10 protein-coding genes are annotated in these 22,266 nt (G+C 69.5%); 2 read left to right on the plus strand and 8 right to left on the minus strand.

What is annotated here, in order from left to right:
- The first annotated feature begins 110 nt into the window (after positions 1-110).
- Complete coding sequence (locus BEMPMBAN_RS28460; RefSeq protein ID WP_159234836.1) at positions 111-425, plus strand: type II toxin-antitoxin system VapB family antitoxin; 315 nt, start codon at positions 111-113, stop codon at positions 423-425.
- Positions 426-660: 235 nt separating this feature from the next.
- Positions 661-2,187, plus strand: coding sequence for a hypothetical protein (locus BEMPMBAN_RS28465; protein ID WP_159234837.1), 1,527 nt, complete (start codon positions 661-663; stop codon positions 2,185-2,187).
- Positions 2,188-2,418: 231 nt separating this feature from the next.
- Here BEMPMBAN_RS28465 and BEMPMBAN_RS28470 read toward each other — a convergent pair whose 3' ends face one another.
- From BEMPMBAN_RS28470 to BEMPMBAN_RS28505, 8 genes are read right to left on the minus strand one after another with little or no spacing between them, the layout of a single operon-like run.
- Positions 2,419-2,634: an MbtH family protein gene (locus BEMPMBAN_RS28470; RefSeq protein ID WP_159234838.1), complete on the minus strand. Its 216-nt coding sequence runs from the start codon at positions 2,632-2,634 to the stop codon at positions 2,419-2,421.
- Positions 2,612-3,928 (minus strand): NADPH-dependent L-lysine N(6)-monooxygenase MbtG, encoded by a 1,317-nt coding sequence (gene mbtG / locus BEMPMBAN_RS28475; protein ID WP_159234839.1) that lies wholly within the window; start codon positions 3,926-3,928, stop codon positions 2,612-2,614. The genes BEMPMBAN_RS28470 and mbtG overlap by 23 nt, the downstream gene beginning before the upstream one ends.
- Positions 3,925-8,472: a non-ribosomal peptide synthetase gene (locus BEMPMBAN_RS28480; protein ID WP_159234840.1), complete on the minus strand. Its 4,548-nt coding sequence runs from the start codon at positions 8,470-8,472 to the stop codon at positions 3,925-3,927. The genes mbtG and BEMPMBAN_RS28480 overlap by 4 nt, the downstream gene beginning before the upstream one ends.
- Positions 8,469-13,688, minus strand: coding sequence for a non-ribosomal peptide synthetase (locus BEMPMBAN_RS28485; RefSeq protein WP_159234841.1), 5,220 nt, complete (start codon positions 13,686-13,688; stop codon positions 8,469-8,471). The genes BEMPMBAN_RS28480 and BEMPMBAN_RS28485 overlap by 4 nt, the downstream gene beginning before the upstream one ends.
- Positions 13,681-16,641: a mycobactin polyketide synthase MbtD gene (mbtD, locus tag BEMPMBAN_RS28490; RefSeq protein ID WP_159234842.1), complete on the minus strand. Its 2,961-nt coding sequence runs from the start codon at positions 16,639-16,641 to the stop codon at positions 13,681-13,683. Before mbtD ends, BEMPMBAN_RS28485 begins: the two co-directional genes overlap by 8 nt.
- Positions 16,641-17,954: a beta-ketoacyl [acyl carrier protein] synthase domain-containing protein gene (locus BEMPMBAN_RS28495; protein WP_159234843.1), complete on the minus strand. Its 1,314-nt coding sequence runs from the start codon at positions 17,952-17,954 to the stop codon at positions 16,641-16,643. The genes mbtD and BEMPMBAN_RS28495 overlap by 1 nt, the downstream gene beginning before the upstream one ends.
- A complete protein-coding gene (locus BEMPMBAN_RS28500) occupies positions 17,951-18,694 on the minus strand; it encodes a thioesterase II family protein (protein WP_159234844.1) in 744 nt (247 codons plus the stop codon). The genes BEMPMBAN_RS28495 and BEMPMBAN_RS28500 overlap by 4 nt, the downstream gene beginning before the upstream one ends.
- Positions 18,691-22,191, minus strand: coding sequence for a non-ribosomal peptide synthetase (locus BEMPMBAN_RS28505; protein ID WP_159234845.1), 3,501 nt, complete (start codon positions 22,189-22,191; stop codon positions 18,691-18,693). The genes BEMPMBAN_RS28500 and BEMPMBAN_RS28505 overlap by 4 nt, the downstream gene beginning before the upstream one ends.
- Positions 22,192-22,266 lie beyond the last annotated feature (75 nt).

The raw sequence follows: 22,266 nt of genomic DNA on the forward strand, positions 1-22,266 counted from the left end.
GTGACCAGCGGCGAGTCCACTCCGCGGAGCAACCCGACGCGCCCGCCAGGCAGGGGTTAACCTGGCAGACGGTCGAATATTGCGGGGGCAAGGGCAGCGAAGGCACGTCGATGATCTTCAAGGGAGTCCGTGATGGCAGGCCCTACCCCGACCACGGGCTGTCGCACCGGCAGTGGGCCCAGATCCCGCCGCGCCAGATCCGCCTCGACGAGTTGGTGATGACGACCACCGTGCTCGCGCTGGACCGACTGCTCTCGGAGGACTCCACCTTCTACGGTGACCTGTTCCCCCACGCGGTCCGGTGGCGCGGCAGTGTCTACCTCGAAGACGGCCTGCACCGGGCCGTGCAGGCGGCGCTGCGCAACAGGACCGTGCTGCACGCACGGGTGTTCGACATGGACACGCCGCTCCCCCAGCCCGGCTGACCCCCGATATCGCCGGGCAGTTGAACATCGCCGACCCCTTCACTGCGGTGAAACCGGGCGAGTAGCGGGGCAAATTCGCCACTGCCGCCGGAACCCGGCCGCCGCCGTACGAGTCCGAACGGCGAAACTCCTGGCCATCATAAATTAGGTTAGGCAAACCTATTGGCACTTAGGTAATCCTCAGCTAATATCCAGGCGTCTCACAGGGAGATACTCAGCGACTACAGGAGATGCTGTGCAACAACAACTTCGTGCCGGCTCGGTGGCATGCGACTACGACGAGCCGGGTCGCTCACCATGGGCTGACCGGCGCAACAAGTTCGCGCTGGCCGGTGCGGCCGTCGTCACCGCGAGCGCGCTCGCCATCACGCCGGTAACGGTCATGCCCGCCACGCCCGCTCTGCCCGATGCCCACCCGGCAGCGGTCGAGCTCTCGGCGTTCGAGAACCCATTGGCCCTATGGGGGACAACAATTTCGAACACGCTCACCACGACCGGCGGTCTGGGCCACAACATCGTGGAACAGATGACGGCGCTGGGAGAGTCATTGGGCAACCCGGCCCTGCACGCCGAAATCGTCGACGTGGTGATGTCTTCCCTGACGAACCCGCTGTCCATCCTGAGCGAGACGCTGATGTTCCCGTTCACCTATGGCGGTCGCATCGGAGCAGGTATCGAGGCGCTGTCCTCGGCCTCGTCAGAAGCGTTCTCCAAACTGCCCGCTGCCCTTCTCACCTCGTTGGGCTACCTTGCCCAGGGGCAGTTCCTCGCGGCCTATGGCCAGATCAACAACTGGTTTCTGGTAGACGCTCTTTCGACCGGGCGAGCGGGACTGCTCGATGCGCTGAGGGTCCCCGGAGATTTCCTGGAGTCCATCGGGCTCGACCCCCTCGCGCGCATTCTCGGCACGTCGTGGATGGACGAAGGCACCGCCGGACCCGGCTACGGAGCCGGCCTGCTCTCCCGTGGCGTGATCGGCAACCTCGGTCGAGCGCTGTTCGCTCCTGGCGTCACTGCGATCTTCCAGACCGTGGAGATTCTCGACCGCGCGCGGGAAGCGCTGTTGTCCGGCGACTTCGTCACCCTGGCAAGCGAGATCCTCAACGCGCCCGCCAAGATCACAAACGCCTTCCTCAACGGGTACGTCCCGGCTTTCGTCGATGATCCCGACAGCCCCTTCCCGCCAGACGGTCCCGGACGGAACTTCCCGGGGCTCTTCTCCCCGACAGGCACCTTGGATTTCTTCTTCGTCCAGATACCCAGGGAGATCGCCCGGGCGCTCAATCTTCAGCGACCGGAATCCACAACTGAGACCACGCTCGAGACACCTGCCCCGCTGACAGCGGTGTCATCGACCGACGTCGCCCTCAGCAGCGACTCGATCACGCTCGACGTCGATCCCGTGGTGTCCGAGAAGGTGTCTGCCCCCGATCCCGAGGGCGACGCTTCGGGGATCGTGGTCCACGACGAGGTCGAGGATGAGGTCACCGACGATACCGATACGGCCACCGGCGACACCGAGGACTCAACTCAGGCGACCGAGGACGCCACCGACGACGAGTCAGGCGAGACCGAGGACGCCACCGACGACGAGTCAGGCGACAGCGCGGACGCCACCGACGAGTCAGACGACGGCGCGACGGACCGAGACAAGAAGTCCGATGACGACAAGTCCGACAGCAACGCCAAGTCGCGGGCCGACAACAACTCCGACAGCGACGGCAAGTCCGATGGCGACGGCAAGTCCGACAGCGGTGAGTGAGCGTCTCTGAATTGAGTTGAGGGCCACCTCGGCGACGAGGACCTACCTTGGGGATAGCCGGATCAGGCTATCCCCAAGGGCTCTTCGACTGCGGTTACTCAGCCCGGTTGAGCATTCGTGCAACACTCGCGGGCTTCGAGCGCGCGCAGAATGACGGCAATTGCGGCGCGCCGACGTGCAGACACGCGCACTCGCGGCCCGGACCGGGTGCTCGCGGTACGGGCCGCGTGCTTACGGACCGGACATCGCCTCGCGCAGGCTGCGGGGACGCAGGTCCGTCCAGGTCTCCTCGACGTAGGCCAGGCAGTCGGCCCGGGTGCTCTCCCCGAACACCACCCGCCAGCCCGCCGGGACGTCGACGAACGTCGGCCACAGGCTGTACTGCTCCTCGTCGTTGACCAGCACATAGAACGTGCCGTTGTCGTCATCGAACGGGTTGGTGCTCATCGCTTCTCCTCGTCGATCGAATCGAATCGTCCGGCGCGGCATCGGGGTATCTGCTCCCCAGCACGCGGTCGGACAGCAGCCCCAGACAGCTCAGGTTCGGAAAGCCGGGGCCCTGGGTGAGACCGGCCAGGCCGGGCAGGAACAGTTTGGGCTCCACACCGCACACCGCGAGATCGTGACCGATCGATTCCTGCAGCGCATCCCCGGTCAGTGGCCGCCGCAGACCCAGTTCGAGCAGATCACGGGCATCCTGGCTGAACAGCGGCAGAAACCACATCGAGTCAGCGCCCGAACCGTCGATGACGAGGTCGAACCCGTGCACCGTCTCCAGTCGCTCACCCCCACGATTTGTGCTCAGCGTCAACCGGATTCGTTCCTCGAGTGCCACGGCGTGGGCAACCCTGCCCCGCAGATGCCGGATCCGGTCGTCGGCGAGCAGCGCGTCCTGCACCCTGGCCGAGAAGACCCCCCGGTCGGTGCGGGCCAGCGCATCGCGGCGTTCGGCCATCGTCAGGCTCGACCAGTCCGTCGGGTCGGAGAACAACGTGTTCTCGAAGAAACTCTCGCCACGGGTGAACAGGGTGACCTGCGGGGAGATCACCGTGATGGTCGAAACCCGGTGCCGGAAAAGCTCGTTGAGCATCGAGGCGGCCGTCTCGCCGCCGCCGATGACCGCGACCCGCTCGGCGACGATGAGTTCGTTGCGCGCCGCGCGCTGCCAGAATTGGGCTATCGACAGCACCCTCGGATCGTGCGGGAGGATGGATCGCTGCGCCTGGCCGGGACCGGTGATCATCACGCCGTCGGCGTGCACTGTCTGCCCGCCCGTGACCAGCGCCCACCGCTGACCGTCGACCGAGATACGTTCCACCTCACCGGTGATCAGCGACATGCCGACCCTGTCGGCCACCCAGCGCAGATAGCGGCTCCAGCCCCAATGGGTCGGCGCCGGACGACCGCGATCCACCCATTCGGCGAACTGGGCGCTGGCGATGAGATAGGACTGCCAGCTGTGCCGGGTCATCCGCTCGTCGAGTTCGGCGTTGCGTCGCGGGACCAGCGACGAGCGGTACGGGAACCCGACGTCCTTCTCCGGGCTGGTGCCAAGGCGGTGCTGACCGTCCGTCCAGCCGCCGACTGCCTGCCAATTGGCCGCGACGGTGTTGCGTTCGATCGCCACCACATCGGGCACGTCGACGCCCATGCCCTGCAACTCAGCGGCTTTCGCGGCGACGGCGACGGCCTTGGGGCCGGCGCCGATGATGGCGAGGGTGCGTCTGGGTGCCGGGTTCACAGTGCCTCCCCGAGGGTGGTGACGGCGCGCCGCCAGTGGTCGGTGAGACGGTCGACGTCCGCGGCGCTCGACAACCGGTCACTCCACCGCCAGCTGGTTCGCAGCCGAGGTCCTTCGGGGCTGCCGTGGACGACCGAGATGACGTCGTATGTATAGCGCAGCGGCAGTTCGGGTTCCGGCGACGTCGGCATCAGCCCGTTGAGTGTGCTTTCGGTGACCAACGACCACTCGGTGGCGGCCCGGTCCGCACTCAGGTCGTAGCGGCCGACGTAGTTGAACTCCACCTGCGGGCCGGGGAAGTGCGCCAGCGCGTTGCCCCCGTCCTGTGCGCCGTCGTATGGGTACCGCAACAGGCCGTAGTCCAGACCCCGGTTCGGCACAGCTAAGAGCTGCTCGGTGACCGCCCGCAACAGAGTTCGGGCCGCCGCCGGATTGCGCTCGGCGGTGTCGACGTCGATGGCCGCCTCGCCGGCTCCGAGCCGCACCGGGAACACCGAGGTGAACCATCCGACGGTAGCCGAGGTGTCGACCGAACCCGCAGGACCAGAGACCACCACGTCCTCTCGGCCGTGTCCTTCGAGGGCGATCAGCGCGCCGTGGTGCGCCGGCTGGTCGCGGGCCACCCGCCACGACGCGATGGTGATCGTGAGCGCGGTGAGCAGGAAGTCCCGCATTTCGATGCCGGCGCCGTCCAACCGGCTCAGGATCGTTCGCGTGGTGGCGGGGTCGGTGAGGACGTCGGTCAGGTGCAATGACGCCCAGGTGTCCTGCGTCGGGTCGGGCAACCTACTGCCCAGCACCGGATCGGGGGCGGCCAGCTGCCGGACCCAGTAGTCCCGCTGGTCGGCGACCTCTGCTGAGCGGCTCCGCTGTTCGAGCAACGCGGTCCACTGCCTGTAGGTGGTGTATTCGGCCTCCCGCCCGGGGGCGGCGCCGGCCTCGATCTCGGCGGCGAGCTGCGCCAGCGCCCCCAGGATGACGTACCAGGACACCACGTCGGTCGCCAGATGGTGCACGCAGAGCATCAGCACCGACGGTTGCCCGCCGAACCAGACACCCTGCAGCATCGAGCCGCGGACGGGGTCGATACGGTCAAGCGCGGCAACGGCTTCCGATGCCAGCGCATCCTGCAGCTGGTCGGGACCGGGGTCCACCCGGACCAGCACATCGTCGGCTGCGACCGCGCCGGGGGGACGTGTGGTGAGTCGGTACCCGCCGGTTGTGGTGGTCTCGAGGATCGAACGCAGCATGTCATGGCGGTTGAGCAGCGCCTGCAGAATCTGGAGCAGCCGGTCCCCCGTGATGTCGGGCGGCAGCGCGATCAGCACGTTCTGGGTGAACCGACGGAAGTGGCCGTGCTCGTACATCCACGACATGATCGGCGCGGGGGTGACCGTCCCGTACCGTTCGGGCACCACCGCGGCGGGCGCATGCTCCGACGCACCGGCGTCGATCGCTGCGGCGAGCTCACGAATGTTGTCGCATTCCAACATCAATCGGGCCCGCATCTCGATGCCGCGGCGGCGGGCTGCCTGCACCGTCGTCAACGCGACGATGCTGTCCAGACCCATCTCCAGGAAATCCGTGGTCACCGCGACCCGGGCACCGTCGAGCACCTCGGTGAGCAGGTCGACCAGGGCGGCTTCGGTCGGTGTCTGCGGCAGCGAGGACGGACCCTCTGCCTCCGGGGAGTCGACGGTGATCGCCGCCAGTGCGGCCTCGTCGATCTTGCCGTGCGACGTCAACGGCAGTTCCTCGACGACGAGGAGCTCCTGCGGGACCATGTAGCGCGGCAGCCGCGCCGCCAGCCATGCGCGCAGTTCGGATACCACCGGCGGCCGGACGGCGCCGGTGACGTAGGCGGCCAGCCGCGGTCCCTGGCTGCGCACCCGAGGGGTGACGTGGGCGTCGCGTACCTCCGGATGGCTCTGCAGCACAGCCGCGATCTCGCCCGGCTCGACACGGAAGCCCCGGATCTTGACCTGATCGTCGAGCCGGCCGAGGAACTGCAGGCCACCGTCGGCGGCGCGGCGCACCACATCACCGGTGCGATACATCCGGGCTCCCACCGTGAACGGGTCGGCGACGAACCGGCCCGCCGTCTCGGCCGCGCGCCCGAGGTAGCCGCGGGTGAGCTGACTGCCGGACAGATACAGCTCACCGGTCACCCCGTCGGGCACCGGGCGCAGCCACGCGTCGAGGACGTGCGCACGGGTGGCCGCGGTCGGACGACCGATCGAGGGCCGCTGGTGGGAATCGATGGCGGCGACGACCGCCTCCACGGTCGTCTCGGTCGGCCCGTAGCAGTTGAACGCCGTCATCCCGGTGCGGGCGCATTCGTCACCGAGCAGGCGCCAGGTGGCGATGCTGACCGCCTCACCGCCGAGCGCCAGCACCGCCAGTGGCACGGTGCTGAGCAACCCCACGTCGTGCAGCTGCGCGAACATCGACGGTGTGGTGTCGAGCATGTCGATCCCAAACCGGCCGATCGTCTGCACCAGGGCTTCGGCATCGCGCTGGGCGTCGTCGCCGACGATGTGCACCGAGTGGCCGTCGAGCAGGGCCGCCAACGGCTGCCAGGCGGCGTCGAACGTGAACGACCAGGCGTGCGCGACCCGCAGCGGTCGTTTGACGCGCGCGGACGCGGGTCGCAGCACGTGCTCGACGTGATCGTGGGCGTAGGCGAGCACCGCGCCGTGGGTTCCGACCACCCCTTTGGGCCGGCCCGTGGTCCCGGACGTGAACACCGCGTACGCGGCCTGCGAGGCGGGCACGTGCACCGGCCGGTAGTTCGACGGCGGCTCCGGGTACGACGACGCCGACGCGGCGACGAACGCCTCGTCGACCACCACCTGCGCACCGGACTGCTCGAGGATGTCGGCGACCCGCTCGGCGGGCATCGCCGGGTCGAGCGGCACGATCATCGCCCCGGCCTTCAGCACACCCAGCATCGCGACGACGTATTCCGGTCCCCGGGAAAGCATCACGGCAACCGGTGTCTCGCTGTGCACGCCGGTGTCGAGCAGCGCCGCGGCCACCCGGTCGGCGGCCTCGTCGAGCTCCCGGTAGGTCAACGCGCCGCCGTCCCACGTCAGCGCCTGCGAACCCAGCCGGCTGCCGGCGACCTCGGTGAACCTAGTGTGCACACCGGTGACCGACCATCCGTCGGATGCGGGCGGGGCCGCGGATGGGGTGTCCTCGTCGGGCAGTAGCACGCCGACCTCGCGAAGCGGCCTGTCCCAGTGACTGATCAGTCGCTGCACGATGTGCAGGACGCGCCGGCCGAGCGCATCGGGCGGCAACGGCCCCAGGGCGCCGTCGAGCACCTCGACGAACACCGTGAGCTCCTCCTCCGCCAGGTGTGCCGCGATCGTCACCGGGAAGTGGGACAGGCTCTCCAGTGCCGCGGGGATGAATGTGGCGCCGTTGGCCGGGAACTCGGTGGTGCCCACCACCCCACCCGGGGGGAAGTTCTCGTAGACCAGCAGCGTGTCGAACATCTCGCCGATGCCGGCGAGCGCGCGCATCTCGGAGTGGCTGAGGTAGCTGTGCTCGCGTAGCGCCGCGGCCTCGCGTTGCAGCGCCAGGCACTGGCTGCGGGTCGATTCGGCGGGGTCCAGGCGCACCCGCAGCGGCACGGTGTTGATGAACAGCCCCACCATCCGCTCCACGCCGGCGAGCTCACCGGGGCGGCCCGAGACCGTCACCCCGAACGTCACGTCGACACGGTCGGTGATCACCGACACCACGGTGGCCCAGGCCATCTGGACGAGCGTGTTCACGGTGACGCCGCGGGTCCGGGCCGCCTCGACCAACTCCCGGGTGGCCGTCGCGTCGAGCGTGACCTCGGTGAGCTTCGGGCGGCCCGCCGGGGGCGCAGTCGACGTCAGCGCCGGGGTCAGCAGCGTGGGTGCGTCCACACCGTGGAGGTGGCGCCGCCACGCCTGACGGCTGACGTCCTGGTCGCGGTGGGCCAGCCAGCCGATGTAGTCGCGGTAAGGTCGCGGCGGCTCCGGCAGCGCGGACACGTCCCCGCCGGCCCGGTACAACGTCACGAGCTCACCCATGAACAGCGGCAGCGACCAACCGTCGATCACGATGTGATGGGCGGTCACCACGAACCGCCAGCGTTGCGGTGATTCGATGAGCAGGAACCGGATGACCGGCCCACGGGCGAGATCGAACGCCGTTGCCCGCTCCAATGATTCGACGGCACGGACGGACTCGTCGGAGTCGACGGTGACGTGCCGCCACGGCAGGTCGACCCGGCTGGGGATGACCTGGACGGCTCGGCTCAGATTCCCCTGGACGAAGCTGGCCCTGAGGTTGGCGTGGCGCGCCAGCAGCGCCGCGGTGCACTGGCGGAGCAGTTCCACATCGAGCGAACCGGTGACGTCGGCGGCCATCGCGATCAGGTACGGGTCGGCGTCGCCGGTGGTGCCCTCGGTCAGCGTGGCCATCGAGAACAGGCCCTGCTGCAGCGGGCTCAACGCCAGCACATCCTCGATGGCCGGCGGCTCCAGTTGCGGTTCGGTCTGCGTCATCCGGTGCTCCACGCAGCGGTCAGCTCTGAGAGTTCGTCCTCGGAAAGGCCCGACGCCGACATCGGCGCGTGATGGGTGTCCTCCGCCGGCCGCGACGATTCGCCGCTTGCTGCGCTGTCGACCGCGGTGGCGAGTTCGGCCACAGCCGGATGTTCGAACACCATTCGCGCGGTCAGCTCCATCCCGGCCTCGCGGGCGCGGGCGGCCAGTTGCACTGCCAACACGCTGTCGCCGCCGAGGCCGAAGAAGTCGTCGTGGCGGCCGACGTCCTCGGCGCCGAGCAGATCGGCCAGCAGCTCCGCCAGCGCGCGTTCGGTGTCGGTGCCCGGCGCCTCCCACTCCACGGCCGGGGCGTCGTGCGGGGTCTCGACGGCGGCACCCGGGCGGACCTCGCCACCGAAGATCTCCAACCGGCCGTCGTCGCCCCATCTGGCGCGATCTGCGGTGCGGTACAGCGTCGCCCCGGGCACAGTGCGGAACGGGTCGGGCACCAGCCGTGCCGCGGTGTCTCCGGTCTGATGCCAGGATGCGGCAGAGAACGGACCACCCGAGAGGTACAGGTCGCCGAGCACCCCGGCCGGCACCGGCGTGAGGTCGGCGCCGAGCACGTACACCTGCGCCGGGCCCGCGGCGGTGCTCCACTGTCCCAGGATCCGTTGCTTCTCGTCGGTGCCGAGGATCTCGACGTCGCGCAAGGTGCGGTCGGGCTTCTCGGCGAACGTCGCGACGACCCGGCTCAACCAGTCGGCGAGACGCTCCACGGTCCGGCGGGTGTACAGCTCGGGTCGATAGATCAGGTGCCCCCGGTAGCCAGCCCGCTCCACCGAGCCCTCGGATGCCTCTCCTGCCAGGAAGTTCACTGAGAGGTCCGCCTGGGCGATGTCGAAAGTCGGCTCCAGCGCCGTGAACTCGGTGTCCTCGTCGATGCGCTGCCGCTGCGGCAACTGCTCACGGACATGCACGACGACTTGGAACAACGGGTTGCGCGCCAGCGTGCGGGGCGGGTTGACCGCGTCCACGATCTGTTCGAACGGAAGGTCCTGATTGGAGTACGCCGACAACGCCATGTCGCGGGCACGGCGCAACACATCACGCAGAGTCGGGTTGCCGCCCAGGTCGTTTCGCAGCACCACGAAGTTGACGAAGAACCCGACAAGCTGCTCCAGCTCGGTCTCCGACCGGCCCGCGACCGGGGTACCCAGCGGAATGTCCTGACCGCCACCGGCTTTGTACAACACCACGGCCACCGCCGCCTGCAGCAGCATGAACTCGGTGATGCCGAGATCTCGGCACAGCTCCGCCAGCTTGTCTCGGGTCTGCCCGTCGATGCTGAACTCGACGGCGTCCCCCTTGCCGCTGGGCAGCCTCGGGCGGGCGAAGTCCAGCGGCAACCCCGCTTCCACCGGGGCGCCGTCGAGCTGGCGGCTCCAGTACTCCCGTTGCGGTCCGACGACCCCCGCTTCTTCGTTCAGCAGATCTGCTTGCCAGGCACCGTAGTCGGTGTACTGCACCGGGAGCGGAGCCCAGTCCGGCTGCTGCCCGGACCTTCTCGCGCGGTAGGCCGTGACCAGATCGGTGAACAGCACGCCGCCCGACCAGTGGTCGCCGGCGATGTGATGGATCACCAGCGAGAGCACGTGCTCACCGGCAACACTCAGGACCGCCGCCCTGATCGGCCAGTCCCGCTCCAGATCGAAGGCGTGTCTGCGTTCTTTGGCCAGCTCGGCCTGCAGCCATTCCTCACCCGGTCCGCGGGCCCGCCGCACGGCGACCTCGGCAGGTGGGTTGACGACCTGATGGGCGGTTCCGTCGATCTCGCAGTAGGTGGTGCGCAGGATGGCGTGCCTGTCCACCACGTCGCGGATCGCGGCCACGAACGCGTCGATGTCCACCGGGCCCGACAGCCGTGCGGCGAACGGGATGTTGTTGATCGGCGTCGGCCCCTCGATCCGGTAGCCGAACCACGACCGCAGCTGAGACGACGACAGCGGTGCCGGGCCATCCTGCGTTCTCGCGACCAATTTCGGCCGTGCCGAACGGGTTTCGCCGACGGCCAGCGCGTCGATGTGGGCGGCCAGCCGCGCGACGGTGCCCAGCTCGAAGATGTCGCGCACCCCGACGTCGACACCGAGCCGCGACCGCACCTCGGCCACCAGCTTGGTCGCCAGCAGTGAATGCCCGCCGAGGTCGAAGAACGAGTCGTCGGCGCCGACCGGATCGTGACCGAGCAGGTCGGCGAACACCTCCGCCAACTGCTGCTCGGCACCCGCGGCCGGTTCCCGGAACTCGGTGACCACCGACGTCTCCGGTGCGGGCAGCGCGGCGCGGTCGATCTTGCCGTGCGCGGTGATCGGGATCTCGTCGACCACGACGTACCCGGCCGGCGTCATGTACTCGGGCAGGGCCGCCGCCACCCGGGCGCGGACGCGGTCGACGTCGACGGTCGCACCGTCCGCGGGGGTCAGGTACCCCACCAGGCTCTTGCCGAGATGCGGCAGATCGCTGACGACGACGACCGCCTGCCCGACACTGGGGTCGACGGTGATGGCAGCGGCGACGTCGCCGAGTTCGATGCGGAAGCCGCGGATCTTGACCTGCTCGTCAGCACGCCCGACGAACTCGATGTCGCCGTCGGCGTTGCGGCGCGCCAGGTCGCCCGACCGGTACATCCGGGCGCCCGGCGTGAACGGATCCGCGACGAACCTCTCGGCGCTCAGGCCCGGCCTGCGGTGGTACCCGCGGGCGACATGGGTCCCGCCGATGTAGATCTCGCCGATCGAGCCGACGGGCACCGGCTGCAGCGCGTCGTCGAGCAGGTGCAGAGTGGTGTTGATCTTGGGTTTGCCGATCGGCACGATGCGGGTGCCCTGCCTGCCCTCGACCTTGAAGCGCGACGCGTTGATCACGGTCTCGGTGGGACCGTAAAAATTGTGCAGCAGCGCGTCGAAAGTGGCGTGGAACTTGTCGGCGACCTCACCGGGCAGTGCCTCGCCGCCGATCGGCACGCGCTGCAGCGTGCGCCACTGGTTGACGCCCGGCAGTGACAGGAACAAGCCGAGCAGCGACGGCACGAAATGCATCGCGGTGATGCCCTCGTCGCGCAGCAGATCGGTGAGATAGGCGATGTCACGCAACCCGTCGGGACGATGGATCACCAGCCGGGCCCCGCAGGCCAACGTGCCGAACACCTCGGCGATGGACACATCGAAGCTCGGCGAGGCGACCTGCAGCAACCGGTCGTTCGCGTCGACCTGATAGTCACCCTTGAACCAGACGAAGTACTCGGCGACCGGTCGGTGCGGCACCGGGACACCTTTGGGCAGACCGGTGGATCCGGAGGTGTAGATCAGGTATGCGGTGTTCTGCGGCCGCAGCGGGCGCACCCGGTCGGCATCGGTCGGATTCTCGCCGCGGTAGCTGTCCAGCCCCGAAACAGGTTCGCGGATCACCTGTTTCGCATCACAATCACCGAGGATGAAGTCCAGCCGGTCCTGCGGGTACGTCGGGTCGATCGGCAGGTACACCGCTCCGGCCTTGAGCACACCCAACGCCGTGACGACCAGTTCGGGTGACTTGTCAAGCAGCACGGCGACCCGGTCCTCGGTGCCGACACCCTGTTCGATCAGCCAGTGCGCGACACGGTTGGCGTGTTCGTTGACCTCCCGGTAGGTGTAGTGGCGCCCTTCGTAGACCACCGCGGTCGTTTCGGGGGTCCGGGCGGCCTGCGCCTCGACCAGATCGCACAGAGTCGTCGGCGGGGTGTGGAACTCTTCCCCGTGGGACACTTCACGCAGCCACCCGGCGTCGGCGGGACCCATCAGGTCCAGATGGCTCAGCGTGGTGTCGGGCTCGGCGAGCGCACTGTCGAGCAGCACGACGAAGTGATCGAGGAGCTGCCTGGCGAGCCTGGGCTCGATGATCTCCACCAGATGCTCGAGTTCGACCAGAATTCCCGATGTGTCGAACTCGACCATCAACCCCAGGGGCAGATGGGTCAGATGGGCGCGCAGTTCAGCACGTTCGCAGTGCACTCCTGGCGGCGTGAAGCCGTACCGGTCCGGGCCGCGGAACCCGAAGCTGACCCGGGTCATCCGTTCGGTGCCGTGGCGCCGGTCGGGGTTGAGCTCGCGGACCATCCGGTCCAGGCCGATTCGCTGGTGGGCGAACGCGCCGAGAGCGGTCTCGGTGGTCTCGGCCAGGAACTCCCGGAAGGTGACCTTCGACCGCGGCCGCAACCGCATCGCCACCGTGTTCCCGAAATAGCCGATGACGTCTTCGGCGTCGCCGCCGCGGTTGAGCACCGGCGTCGCCACCAGGAAGTCGTCGGCGTGGCTGTACCGGTGCACGAGAACCCCGAATACCGCCAGCAGCACCGCATATGGCGTCGCCCCCGCATCATTGGCCAGCGTCGTCACCCGGGCGGCGACATCACCGTCGAGGCGCGTCGTGGCGCGCTGCGACCGCCAGCTCGACGGCACCGTCGAACCCGTCGGGCCGGGCAGTTCGAGCGGCTCCGGCGGGTCGGCCATCACCCGGCGCCAGTACGCCACGTCCGCCTCTTCGGACGCGGCGCCGGCGACGACGGGGGGCGCCACCGGCGGCAGCTGCGCCCCGCCGTAGGCGCGGGTCAGGTCGGTGAAGAACACCTCCCAGGATCCGTCGTCCCAGGCGATGTGATGGGCGACCAGCAGCATCACCAGCTCCGCGGGGCCCGTCCGGATCATCGTGATGCGCAGCGGTGCATCGGCACTGAGGTCGAACGGCGCGGCGAACTCGCGCTGCGCCAGCACTTCGAGCCGGAGCTGGCGGGCCCGCTCGGACAGCTCCGACAGGTCGTGTTCCGCCCAACCGGGCTTCAGGTCGGGGTGCATGGTCGGGACCGGGACGCCGGTGTCGGCGCCGGATTCGGTGACCTCGGTGCGGTACGTGGTGCGAAGCACGCTGTGCCGCCTTGCGACTGCGTCGACGGCCTCGTGCAGCCGGGACAGGTCGACGTCGCCGGTGAGGCGGTAGGACAGGCAGACGTTGAGCAGCGCGCCGCTGGGGTCCGCGGCGTGGACGAACCACATCCGCAGCTGTCCCTCGGACAAGGCCGGGGCGTCGGCTGCGGTGTCCGCCGACGCCTCGGCGCCGCGGAGCCCCCGCTCATGCAGCTTGCGACGCAACAGCTCCAGGCGCTGCTCGTCCAACCGTGCTCCGGCGTCGATGTCAGTCACGCGAAGAATCCACCTTCTCTGAGAGTTCGGCTATCAGGTCGGTACCGGTGATTCCGCCGAGCAGCCTTGCCAGCGGAACGGTTTGTCCGGTCAGCCGTTTCAACCGCTTGCGCAGGTCCAGCGCCAGCAGCGAATCGACACCGAGGTCGAACAGCGACGAATCGAGGTCCAGCAGGGCGGCCTCGACGCCGAGCACGGCGGCGAGCTGACCGCGCACCACAGCGGGTCCGGTTGTCGCTTCTTCGTCGGATGCGGCCGAAGGGGCAGTGACCTCCCGGAGCTCGGTGTCCGACTCCCCGAAGAACATCTGCAGCCGTAGCGGATCGGCCGCAAGCACCAGCGGGTCTTCCTGGTAGTCCTGCAGGCCGGCCTCCACGGCGAGCGCGGGTGTCATCTGCCGCAACCCGGAGCGCTCGACCCGAGCGATCTCGGCGGCGTCGACGATCCCGCTGCCCTCCCACAGTCCCCACCGCACGGCGACGCAGTTGCGCCCGTCGGCACGCAACCGGGCGGCCATCACGTCGAGCATCCGGTTCGCGGCGGCGTACGCCGCGACCCCTTTGCCTCCCCACACACCGGTGACCGAGGAGCACAGCATGATTCGTGCATCGGCGGCGATCGGCCACACCTCGGTCAACCGCTGCAGCCCGCCGAGCTTGGCCGCCGACAGGTCGACCAGCGACCGACCGGTGATGCCCGAGTGATCGGCGAAAGTGGCGGTTCCGGCCGCGTGGATCACCAGCGTCGCCGCACCGCCTGCATGCTCGGCAGCGGCAGCGGCGAGTTGGTCGGGGTCGGTGATGTCGCAGCGGGGCGCGACGATCTCGACGTCGTGGCGCGCGCAGAGGTCGGCCAGCACCGCGGGTTCGCCGCCGCCGCGGCTGAGCAGCACGACGCGCTTGGCCCCCCGGCCCGCCAGGGCACGTGCGAAACTCAGCCCGATCGCCCCGGAACCACCGGTGATCACCACGCGCTCGAATACCGCGGGGTCCAGCGGCCGGAACGGCGCCGACGCGGCGTCCTGCCCGAGGGTCCGCCGAAAGACGCTGGGACCTGACGGCTGGTGACGAACCGCCATCTCGCCGGCCTCGCCGAGCGCCGCGCTCACCACCTCGGCGAGCAGGGACGCCGGGTTCTGCGCGGGCAGGTCGAGATGGTGAAAACTCTGGTCTGCGAACTCGAAGCCCAGGCTGCGGTGCATCGCCGCCAACGCGGCCTGGCCCGGGTCGGGCACCGGGTCGGTTGCCGTGACACGTTCGGCGCCCGCGGTGACCAGCCAGACGTCGCGGCACCGGGGACCGAAGGCGTCGACATAACCCAGCAGGCCGGTGTCGATCCGGTCGGCCAGATCCCGAACGACGCCGACGATGTCGGTCGGCGCCGGTGGGAACGCCACAGCGAGTAGCACGTCGGCGTCGGCCGCATCGGTGAGCACTGCGCCGCTGTGGGATTCGACGGCATCCCGCAGCGCTGCGGTGAGCGGACAGTCGGCCTGCAGGCCGAGCACCGCCACCGAACGTGTCGTCCCGGTGGGCTGCGGACGTGTCGGGTGCTGCTGCCATCTCTCGGCGGTGACGGTCGGCGCCGGCGCCGGCGGCAGCGGTTCGGCTCTGGCCCAGAGGTGTTCGGAACGCATCGGCGCACCGGGAAAGCCACGCAGCGGTTCGGGCCGCCCGTCGAGCAGGTCGGCCCACCGATAACCCGGATCGGCGATCGCGGCGGCGACGATGTTGGCTGCCAGCTGGTCGGCGAGCGGGCGGTCACGATGGCCTGAACCGACCACCACGGCCGGATCGCCGACGGCGTCGGCGCCACGTTCCGTCGCGTCCTCGACGGCGAACAGCAACGACGGGTGCGCCGACATCTCGACGAAAATCCCTGCACCGCCGGCGATCGCTGCCTGCACCGCCCGATCGAAGCGGATGGTGTTGCGCAGGTTGGCGTACCAGTAGGGCCCGAACTCGGTGCCCGCCGCGACAACGGCACCGGTGGCCGAGCCGATGAACTGCACTGCGGAGTCCCCGAATCGGGCGGGCGGGAGTCGTCGGAGCAGCTCGTCGCGCTGGGCGTCCATCGCGCTGGTGTGGGCCGGGAAGCTCATCGCGAGCTCGCGGGCGAACAGGCCCCGCGCGGTGGCAGCGGCGGCGACCGACCCGACGGCGTCTTTTTCTCCGGCCACCGCAACGGATTCCGGGGCGTTCACCGCAGAGAGCTCCAACCAGCCCGCCGTGGCATCGATCAGTTCAGCGGCCCGCGCCGGGTCGACACCCAGCACCGCGACGCCGTGGCGGCCGGGAATGCTCTCGATCGCGTGCGCCCGGGCGGCGACCACGCTGATCGCGTCGCGGAGCGTGATGACTTCGGCCACGTAGGCGGCGGCGATCTCACCCAGGCTGTGGCCGATGGTCAGGTCGGGCACGATGCCGCAGGCGCGCCACACCGTTGCCAGCGCCACGGCGTGGATGAACTGCGCGCCCTGCAGTTCCAGCTGTGACACGGCGGCGGTCTCGGTGTCGATCGTCAGGAACGCCAGCGGCGACGGCAGCCCGGCGGCCAGGAATGCCGCGTCGAGCCGGTCGGCCTCGGCGCGGTACCGGGGCACCGACCGGTAGGCGTCGGCGCCCATTCCCGGCCACTGGCTGCCCTGGCCGGGGAACACGAACGCGGTGCGGGTGGCGGCCCGGCGCTCACCGCGCTCGACGAGCGAGTGCGGCTGGCCCGCGGCGACGGCACGCAGTCCGGCGGCGAGTTCGTCATGGTCGTTGGCTCTGACGACTGCCCGGTGGCGCCGGACCCGCCTGGTGGCGGTCAGCTGCGCAGCGATCTGTGCGACGTCACACCGGTGGCGGTCCAGATAGTCCCCGAGCGCCGTCGCGTCGAAGGCGAGCAGCCCCTCGTCGTGCGCGCTCAGCAGCACCGCCACACGGCCATCGGGCAACCGGCTCGACACCATCAGGCCGCGCTGCCTTCCGCCGGGCGGGCGGGCATCGCGACCACGACGTGGGTGTTGGTGCCACTCATCCCGAACGCCGACACTGCCGCGAGCCGGACACCGTTCACCGCAGGCCACGGCGTGGACTTGTCGGCGAGGCGCAGGCCTTGCCCGTCCCAGTCGATCTCGGCGCTGCGCTCGTCCGCGTGCAGGGTTGCGGGCACGGTGGCGTGTTCAGCGGACAACAGCACCTTGGCGAGCCCGAGCGCCCCGGCGGCGGCCTGGGTGTGTCCGACGTTGGATTTCACCGACCCCAGAAACGGGCCCTTTCCCGGGGTGCCGGCGCCGTAGGTCTCCGACAGCGAGTTCAGCTCGGTGCGGTCACCCAGGCGGGTACCCGTGCCGTGGCCTTCCACCATGCCCACCTCGTCGACATCGACGTCGGCCGCGGTGAGTGCCCGCCGGAACAACCGGACCTGCGCCTCCCGACTGGGAGCCGTCAGCCCCACCGATCTGCCGTCGGAGTTGACGCAGCTGGCACGGACCTCGGCGAGGATGCGGCGGCCGTCCCGCCGGGCCGCCGACCTGCGCTGCAGGACGAACATCGCGGCGCCTTCGGCCCACACGGTTCCGCTGGCATGGGCGCTGTACGGCCGGCAGTGGCCGTCGTCGGACAGTGCATGCTGCTTGGAGAACTCCACGAAGTACCCGGGTGAACCCATCACGCAGACGCCGCCGGCCAGCGCCAGGTCGCAGTCGCCCGACCGCAGCGCCTGCACGGCGACGTGGAACGCGGACAGCGCCGACGAACACGACGTGTCTACGGTCATCGCGGGCCCGGCCAGCCCGAGTGTGTAGGCGATGCGTCCGGAGATCACACCCAGCGAGGTTCCGGTGATGAGATGCCCACTGTGGTGCGAGAACTCGGCCATGGCGGGTCCGTACCGCATGTCGGATGCCCCGATGTAGCAGCCGACGTCGTGTCCGGACAGCTCGTCGGGGTTGATGACGGCGTCCTCCAGCGCATGCCACGCGACCCGCAACGCGACCCGCTGCTGCGGGTCCATCGCGATCGCCTCCCGCCGCGATATCCCGAAGAACTCGGGGTCGAAAGACCCGGCACCGCAGAGGAATCCGCCGAGATCGTGGATGCGTTTGAAGCCGTCCCTGCGAGAGCCGTCGAGCAGGTCGCGGATCGACCAGCCACGGTCGTCGGGGAACGGGCCGAGCGCCTCGCGCTGCTCGGCGAGCATCGCCCAGTAGTCGTCGGCGTTGTCGACACCGCCGGGCGCCTCGAGCGCCATCCCGACGACGACAACCGGGTCGTTGATCATGTGCAACTCACCAGTTCGGCGACCTCGTCGAGGTGGTCGTCGACGTAGAAGTGGCCGCCGTCGAAGAGCGTGAACGTGGACGCGCCGTCGGTGTGGAACTCCCACTGGCGCAGCAGGTCCAGGTCGACACGATGGTCGTCCCGGCCGCCGACGGTGTGGATGTCGGCGTTGATCCGGACGGTGCGCTCGCAGCTGTAGCGGTTGAACGCCTGATAGTCGGCGCGGACCGCGGGCAGCAGCAGTTCGAGGAAGTCCTCGTCGTCGAGCAGGCTCGCGTCGGTCCCGCCGAGGTCGACGATGTCGGCCAGCAGTTCGCCGTCGGTGGTGGGCACCGGCCGGGAGCCGGCGACCGTCGACGGGGCCTGGCTCGCCGAGGCCCACAGCTCCCGGACGGCGACGCCCTGGTGCTCTGCGATCCGGGTGAACTCGAACCCCACAAGGGCGCCCATGCAGTGCCCGAACAGCCGGAGTGGCCCCAGTCGGGCCCAATCCGCGGCGCTGAAGATCTCCGCCGCCAACCCGCCGACGGTTCCGGGTGCCGGGTCGGCCAACCGCTCGCCGCGTTGCGGGTACTGCACGAGGTAGGTGTCGACACCACGGGCCGCCAGCGCCAGGCCGAAGGAGCGGTAGGCCGCGGCGGCGCCGCCGGCGTGCGGGAACACCAGGGTCGCCGTTCCCGGCTCACCGGGGATCCGCTTGAGCCATGGCTTGACGTCGAGCTGGCGTTGTTCGTCGATCATCGAGCAGGTGCCGAGCTGGTCTCGAGCGCAGACACGACCTCAACGATGGCCATTGCGGCGACCTCCAGATACACCTGCGCCACCTCGGCCAACCGGTCGCCGCCGTCGGTTTCGTGGGCGGTCAGCCGGGCCGCCAGCGCCGCGACAGTACGGGTGGCGAAAATGTCGGCGACCATCACCGTGGGCGTGTCCAGCCACTTGCGAATCCTGGCCACCACCTGGGTGGCCAGCACGGAATCCCCTCCGACGGCGAAGAAGTCGTCGTCGGCGCCCACGGCCGGTCCGGTGCCGTCACGACCGAGCACCTCGCCGATGATCCCGGCAAGCGCGGACTCCAGCGGTGTCGACGGCGCGCGGTACCCGACGCCGGTGCGGATGTCGGCGGCATCCAGCCGGCGTGCCACCGCGACCCGGTCGATCTTGCCGCCCGCCGTGAACGGGATCCGGTCGGCGGGAACGAGTAGTTGCGGAATCATGTGCGGCGGAACGAATTCGGCCATCGCGGTGGCGACAGTGTCCGGGTCGACTGCGCCGTGGCTGCCGTCGGCGGTCACCAGCGCGGCGAGCACCTCCCGGCCCCCGTCGGCCGTCACGACCGCTGCCACCGCGGCGTCGACACCCGCGACGCGGCGCAGCGCGGCCTCCACCTCACCCAGTTCGACCCGGTAGCCACTGATCTTGATCCGGTGGTCGGCCCGTCCCACGAACTCGATGAGACCATCGGGTTGGTAGCGCACCAGGTCGCCAGTGCGATACCAGGTCCTGCCGTCATGGGTGACGAATCGCTCGTTGGTCAGGTCCGGACGGGCGCAGTAGCCGCGGGCGATACCGCGGCCACCGATCCACAGTTCACCGGGCACCCAATCGGGACAGTCTCGTCCGTCCGGTCCGACGACCCGGCATTCGTTGTTGGGCAGCGGCACGCCCAGCGGCACCGACGTCCAATGCTCAGGCAGCTCGCCGACTTCACAGATGGTGTTGTGCGTGGCGGTTTCGGTGGCTCCGCCCAGGCCGGCGAACCGTACCCCGGGGGCGCGCCTGCGCAGGGCGCGGACCATCTCCGGCCTCACCCAGTCGCCGCCGGTGGGCACCACCCGCACCGAGGACAGGTCGCCGTCGACCTCCAGAAGCATCTCCAGCCAGCCCGGCATGAAGTGCAGCACCGTGACCCGGTGCTGTTCGATGAGTCGTGCCCAGGCATCCGGATCGCGCCGATCCTTCTCGTCGACGACGACGATCGAGGCGCCCACGCGCAGCGTGGCGAACACGTCGAGCACCGACAGATCGCATTCCAACGTCGACAGCGCCAGACACCTGTCACCAGGGCCGATCTCGAAGTGCGCGTTGATGAACTCCACGGTGTTCATCGCCGCGGCGTGCGGCATCTCCACGCCCTTGGGCTCGCCGGTGGACCCTGAGGTGAACAGGATGTACGCCAGGTCCTTCGGGTCGACCACCGCCGGGGTGAACCCGCTCTCGCGGCGGCCCACCCGGACGGCCTCGGCGACGGTGAGCCCGCACCGGCCGGGGACCGGCTCGTCTCCGCAGGCCAACACCATGCGGGCGGCGCTGTCTTCGAGCATCCGGTTCGCGCGTTCGGCGGGGTGGTCGACACCGACGGGCACGTAGACCGCTCCGGCGGCCGCGATCGCGAGCAGCGCGACGACCTGTTCGAAGTTCTTGGGGCCCATCACCGCGACCGGGTCGCCGCGCCGCACGCCGGCCACCGTCAGCCCCGCGGCGACTGCCAGGACCTGCTCACGCAGTTCGCCGTAGGTCAGGTCGCCGTGGCTGCTGTACACCGCGGGGGCGTCGGGGTGGGCTTCGGCGTGCCGGAAGAAGCCGTCGTGCAGGGCATCCCCGCTCGGCGGGGCCGTCCTGGAGTTGAGGGTGTCGCGCACGGTCTGCTGCTGCGGTGTGACGGCCGACAGATCGACCGCTTCCCAAGAACTCTCGTCGGTGGCCAACCGTTCGAGCTCGGCGAGATGGTGAGCGAACATCGCGTCGGCGACGCCAGGGCGGAAAGCGTCTTCGCGGACGTCCCAGTTGATCATCAACCCTTCGGCGACCGGCGTCGCCTGGGCGTCGAGCAGCACCTGGGGCCCCTGCGAGATGGTCCACACCGGACGGCCGAACTGCGCGGTCACTTCGCCGGCGAACAGGTCGCCGAGGCCCAGTGCGCTGGTGTAGACGAACGGCGCCAGCGTCGGCGTGCCGTGGTGGCGGGTCAGGTCGCGCAGCACGGACAACCCGGAGTAGCTGGAGTGCCGCGCCGTGGTGTGCAGGGCCTGCTGCGCCACCCGCGCCCGTTTCAGCGGGGTGTCGGCGTCGGACAGGTCCAGATCGAGCATCAGCGACGACGTGAAGTCGCCCACCAGTTTGTCGACATCGGGATGGAACTGTTCACGACCGAACATGGGCAGGTTCAACAGGAACCGACGATTCGTCGACCACCGCGCCAGGGTGCCGGCGTAGGACGCCGCGACCGCCATCGCCGGGGTGATGCCGCGGCGGCGCGCCGCGGCGAAAAGCGCGTCGCGGGTCGCGACATCGAAGATGTGCCAGCGACGGGTCCCTCGTCGCGGATCGGCCTGCTCGGAGCGCGGAACCAGCGGCAGCGCAGGGCCTTCCGGAAGCTGCGGAATCCGCTGCGCCCACCACTGCCGGTCCTCGTCGGACTCCGTCACCGTCGAGGTCAGCGCGGTGCGGTACTCACGGTAGGAGTAGCCAAGGTCGGGCAGCTGTCCCCCGCGGTAGAACACCGCGAGGTCGGACATGAAGTTGCGGTAGCTGACCGCGTCGGCGGCCTGCATGTCGAGATCCACGTGCAGGCGGGTGCGGCCATCGGGCAGCAGCGACAACGACAGCTCCAGTACCTCACCGTGGAGAAGCTGGTGTGACTTCTCGTCGCGGATCTCCTCGAGGCGGAGTTCTGCCGCGGCGACGTCGAGGTCACGCAGATCGTGAACCTTGACCGGCAGGCCGCGCTCACCGATGCGCTGGGTGCCGTCGGGCAGGATGTCCACCCGCAGCATCGGATGCCGCGCCGCTAGGTCGGCGGCCGCGGCGCGCAACCGTTCGGGGTCCACACCGGTGCCGTCGAATTCGACGTACAGGTGGGCAGCGACGCCGCCGAGTTGCTGCTCGTCGTTGCGTCCCACCCACAGCGCGTGCTGGATGGGCGCGAGCGGGAACGGGGTGTTGTCCTCGGCGGTGTCGGCTGCCGGGGACACCGTGGACGTCGCGGCGGCGACCGGCGGTACGGCGTTGGCGGCGATGAGATCGGCCCACGCCTGCACGGTCGGATTGGCGGCCAGCGCCGCGAACCCCACGTCGATCCCCTGCCTACGCCAGCGACCCGACAGTGACATCATCCGGATCGAATCCAGGCCCGAGGCGATCAGATCGGCCTGCGGGTCCAACTCGTCGGGGCTCACACCGAGAAGCTCGGCAACCTCGTCACGGACAGACTCCGGCCTCGCCGCTGTTACGCCCACCAATCCTCCTCGACTGCCTCCAGAATTAAGCCCAGGCTGCCCTAACTTCGTGGAGGCTACCCTATATTCGGGTTA

It is taken from the genome of Mycolicibacterium austroafricanum (genome assembly GCF_902705885.1).
Classification (GTDB): Bacteria; Actinomycetota; Actinomycetes; order Mycobacteriales; family Mycobacteriaceae; genus Mycobacterium; species Mycobacterium vanbaalenii_A.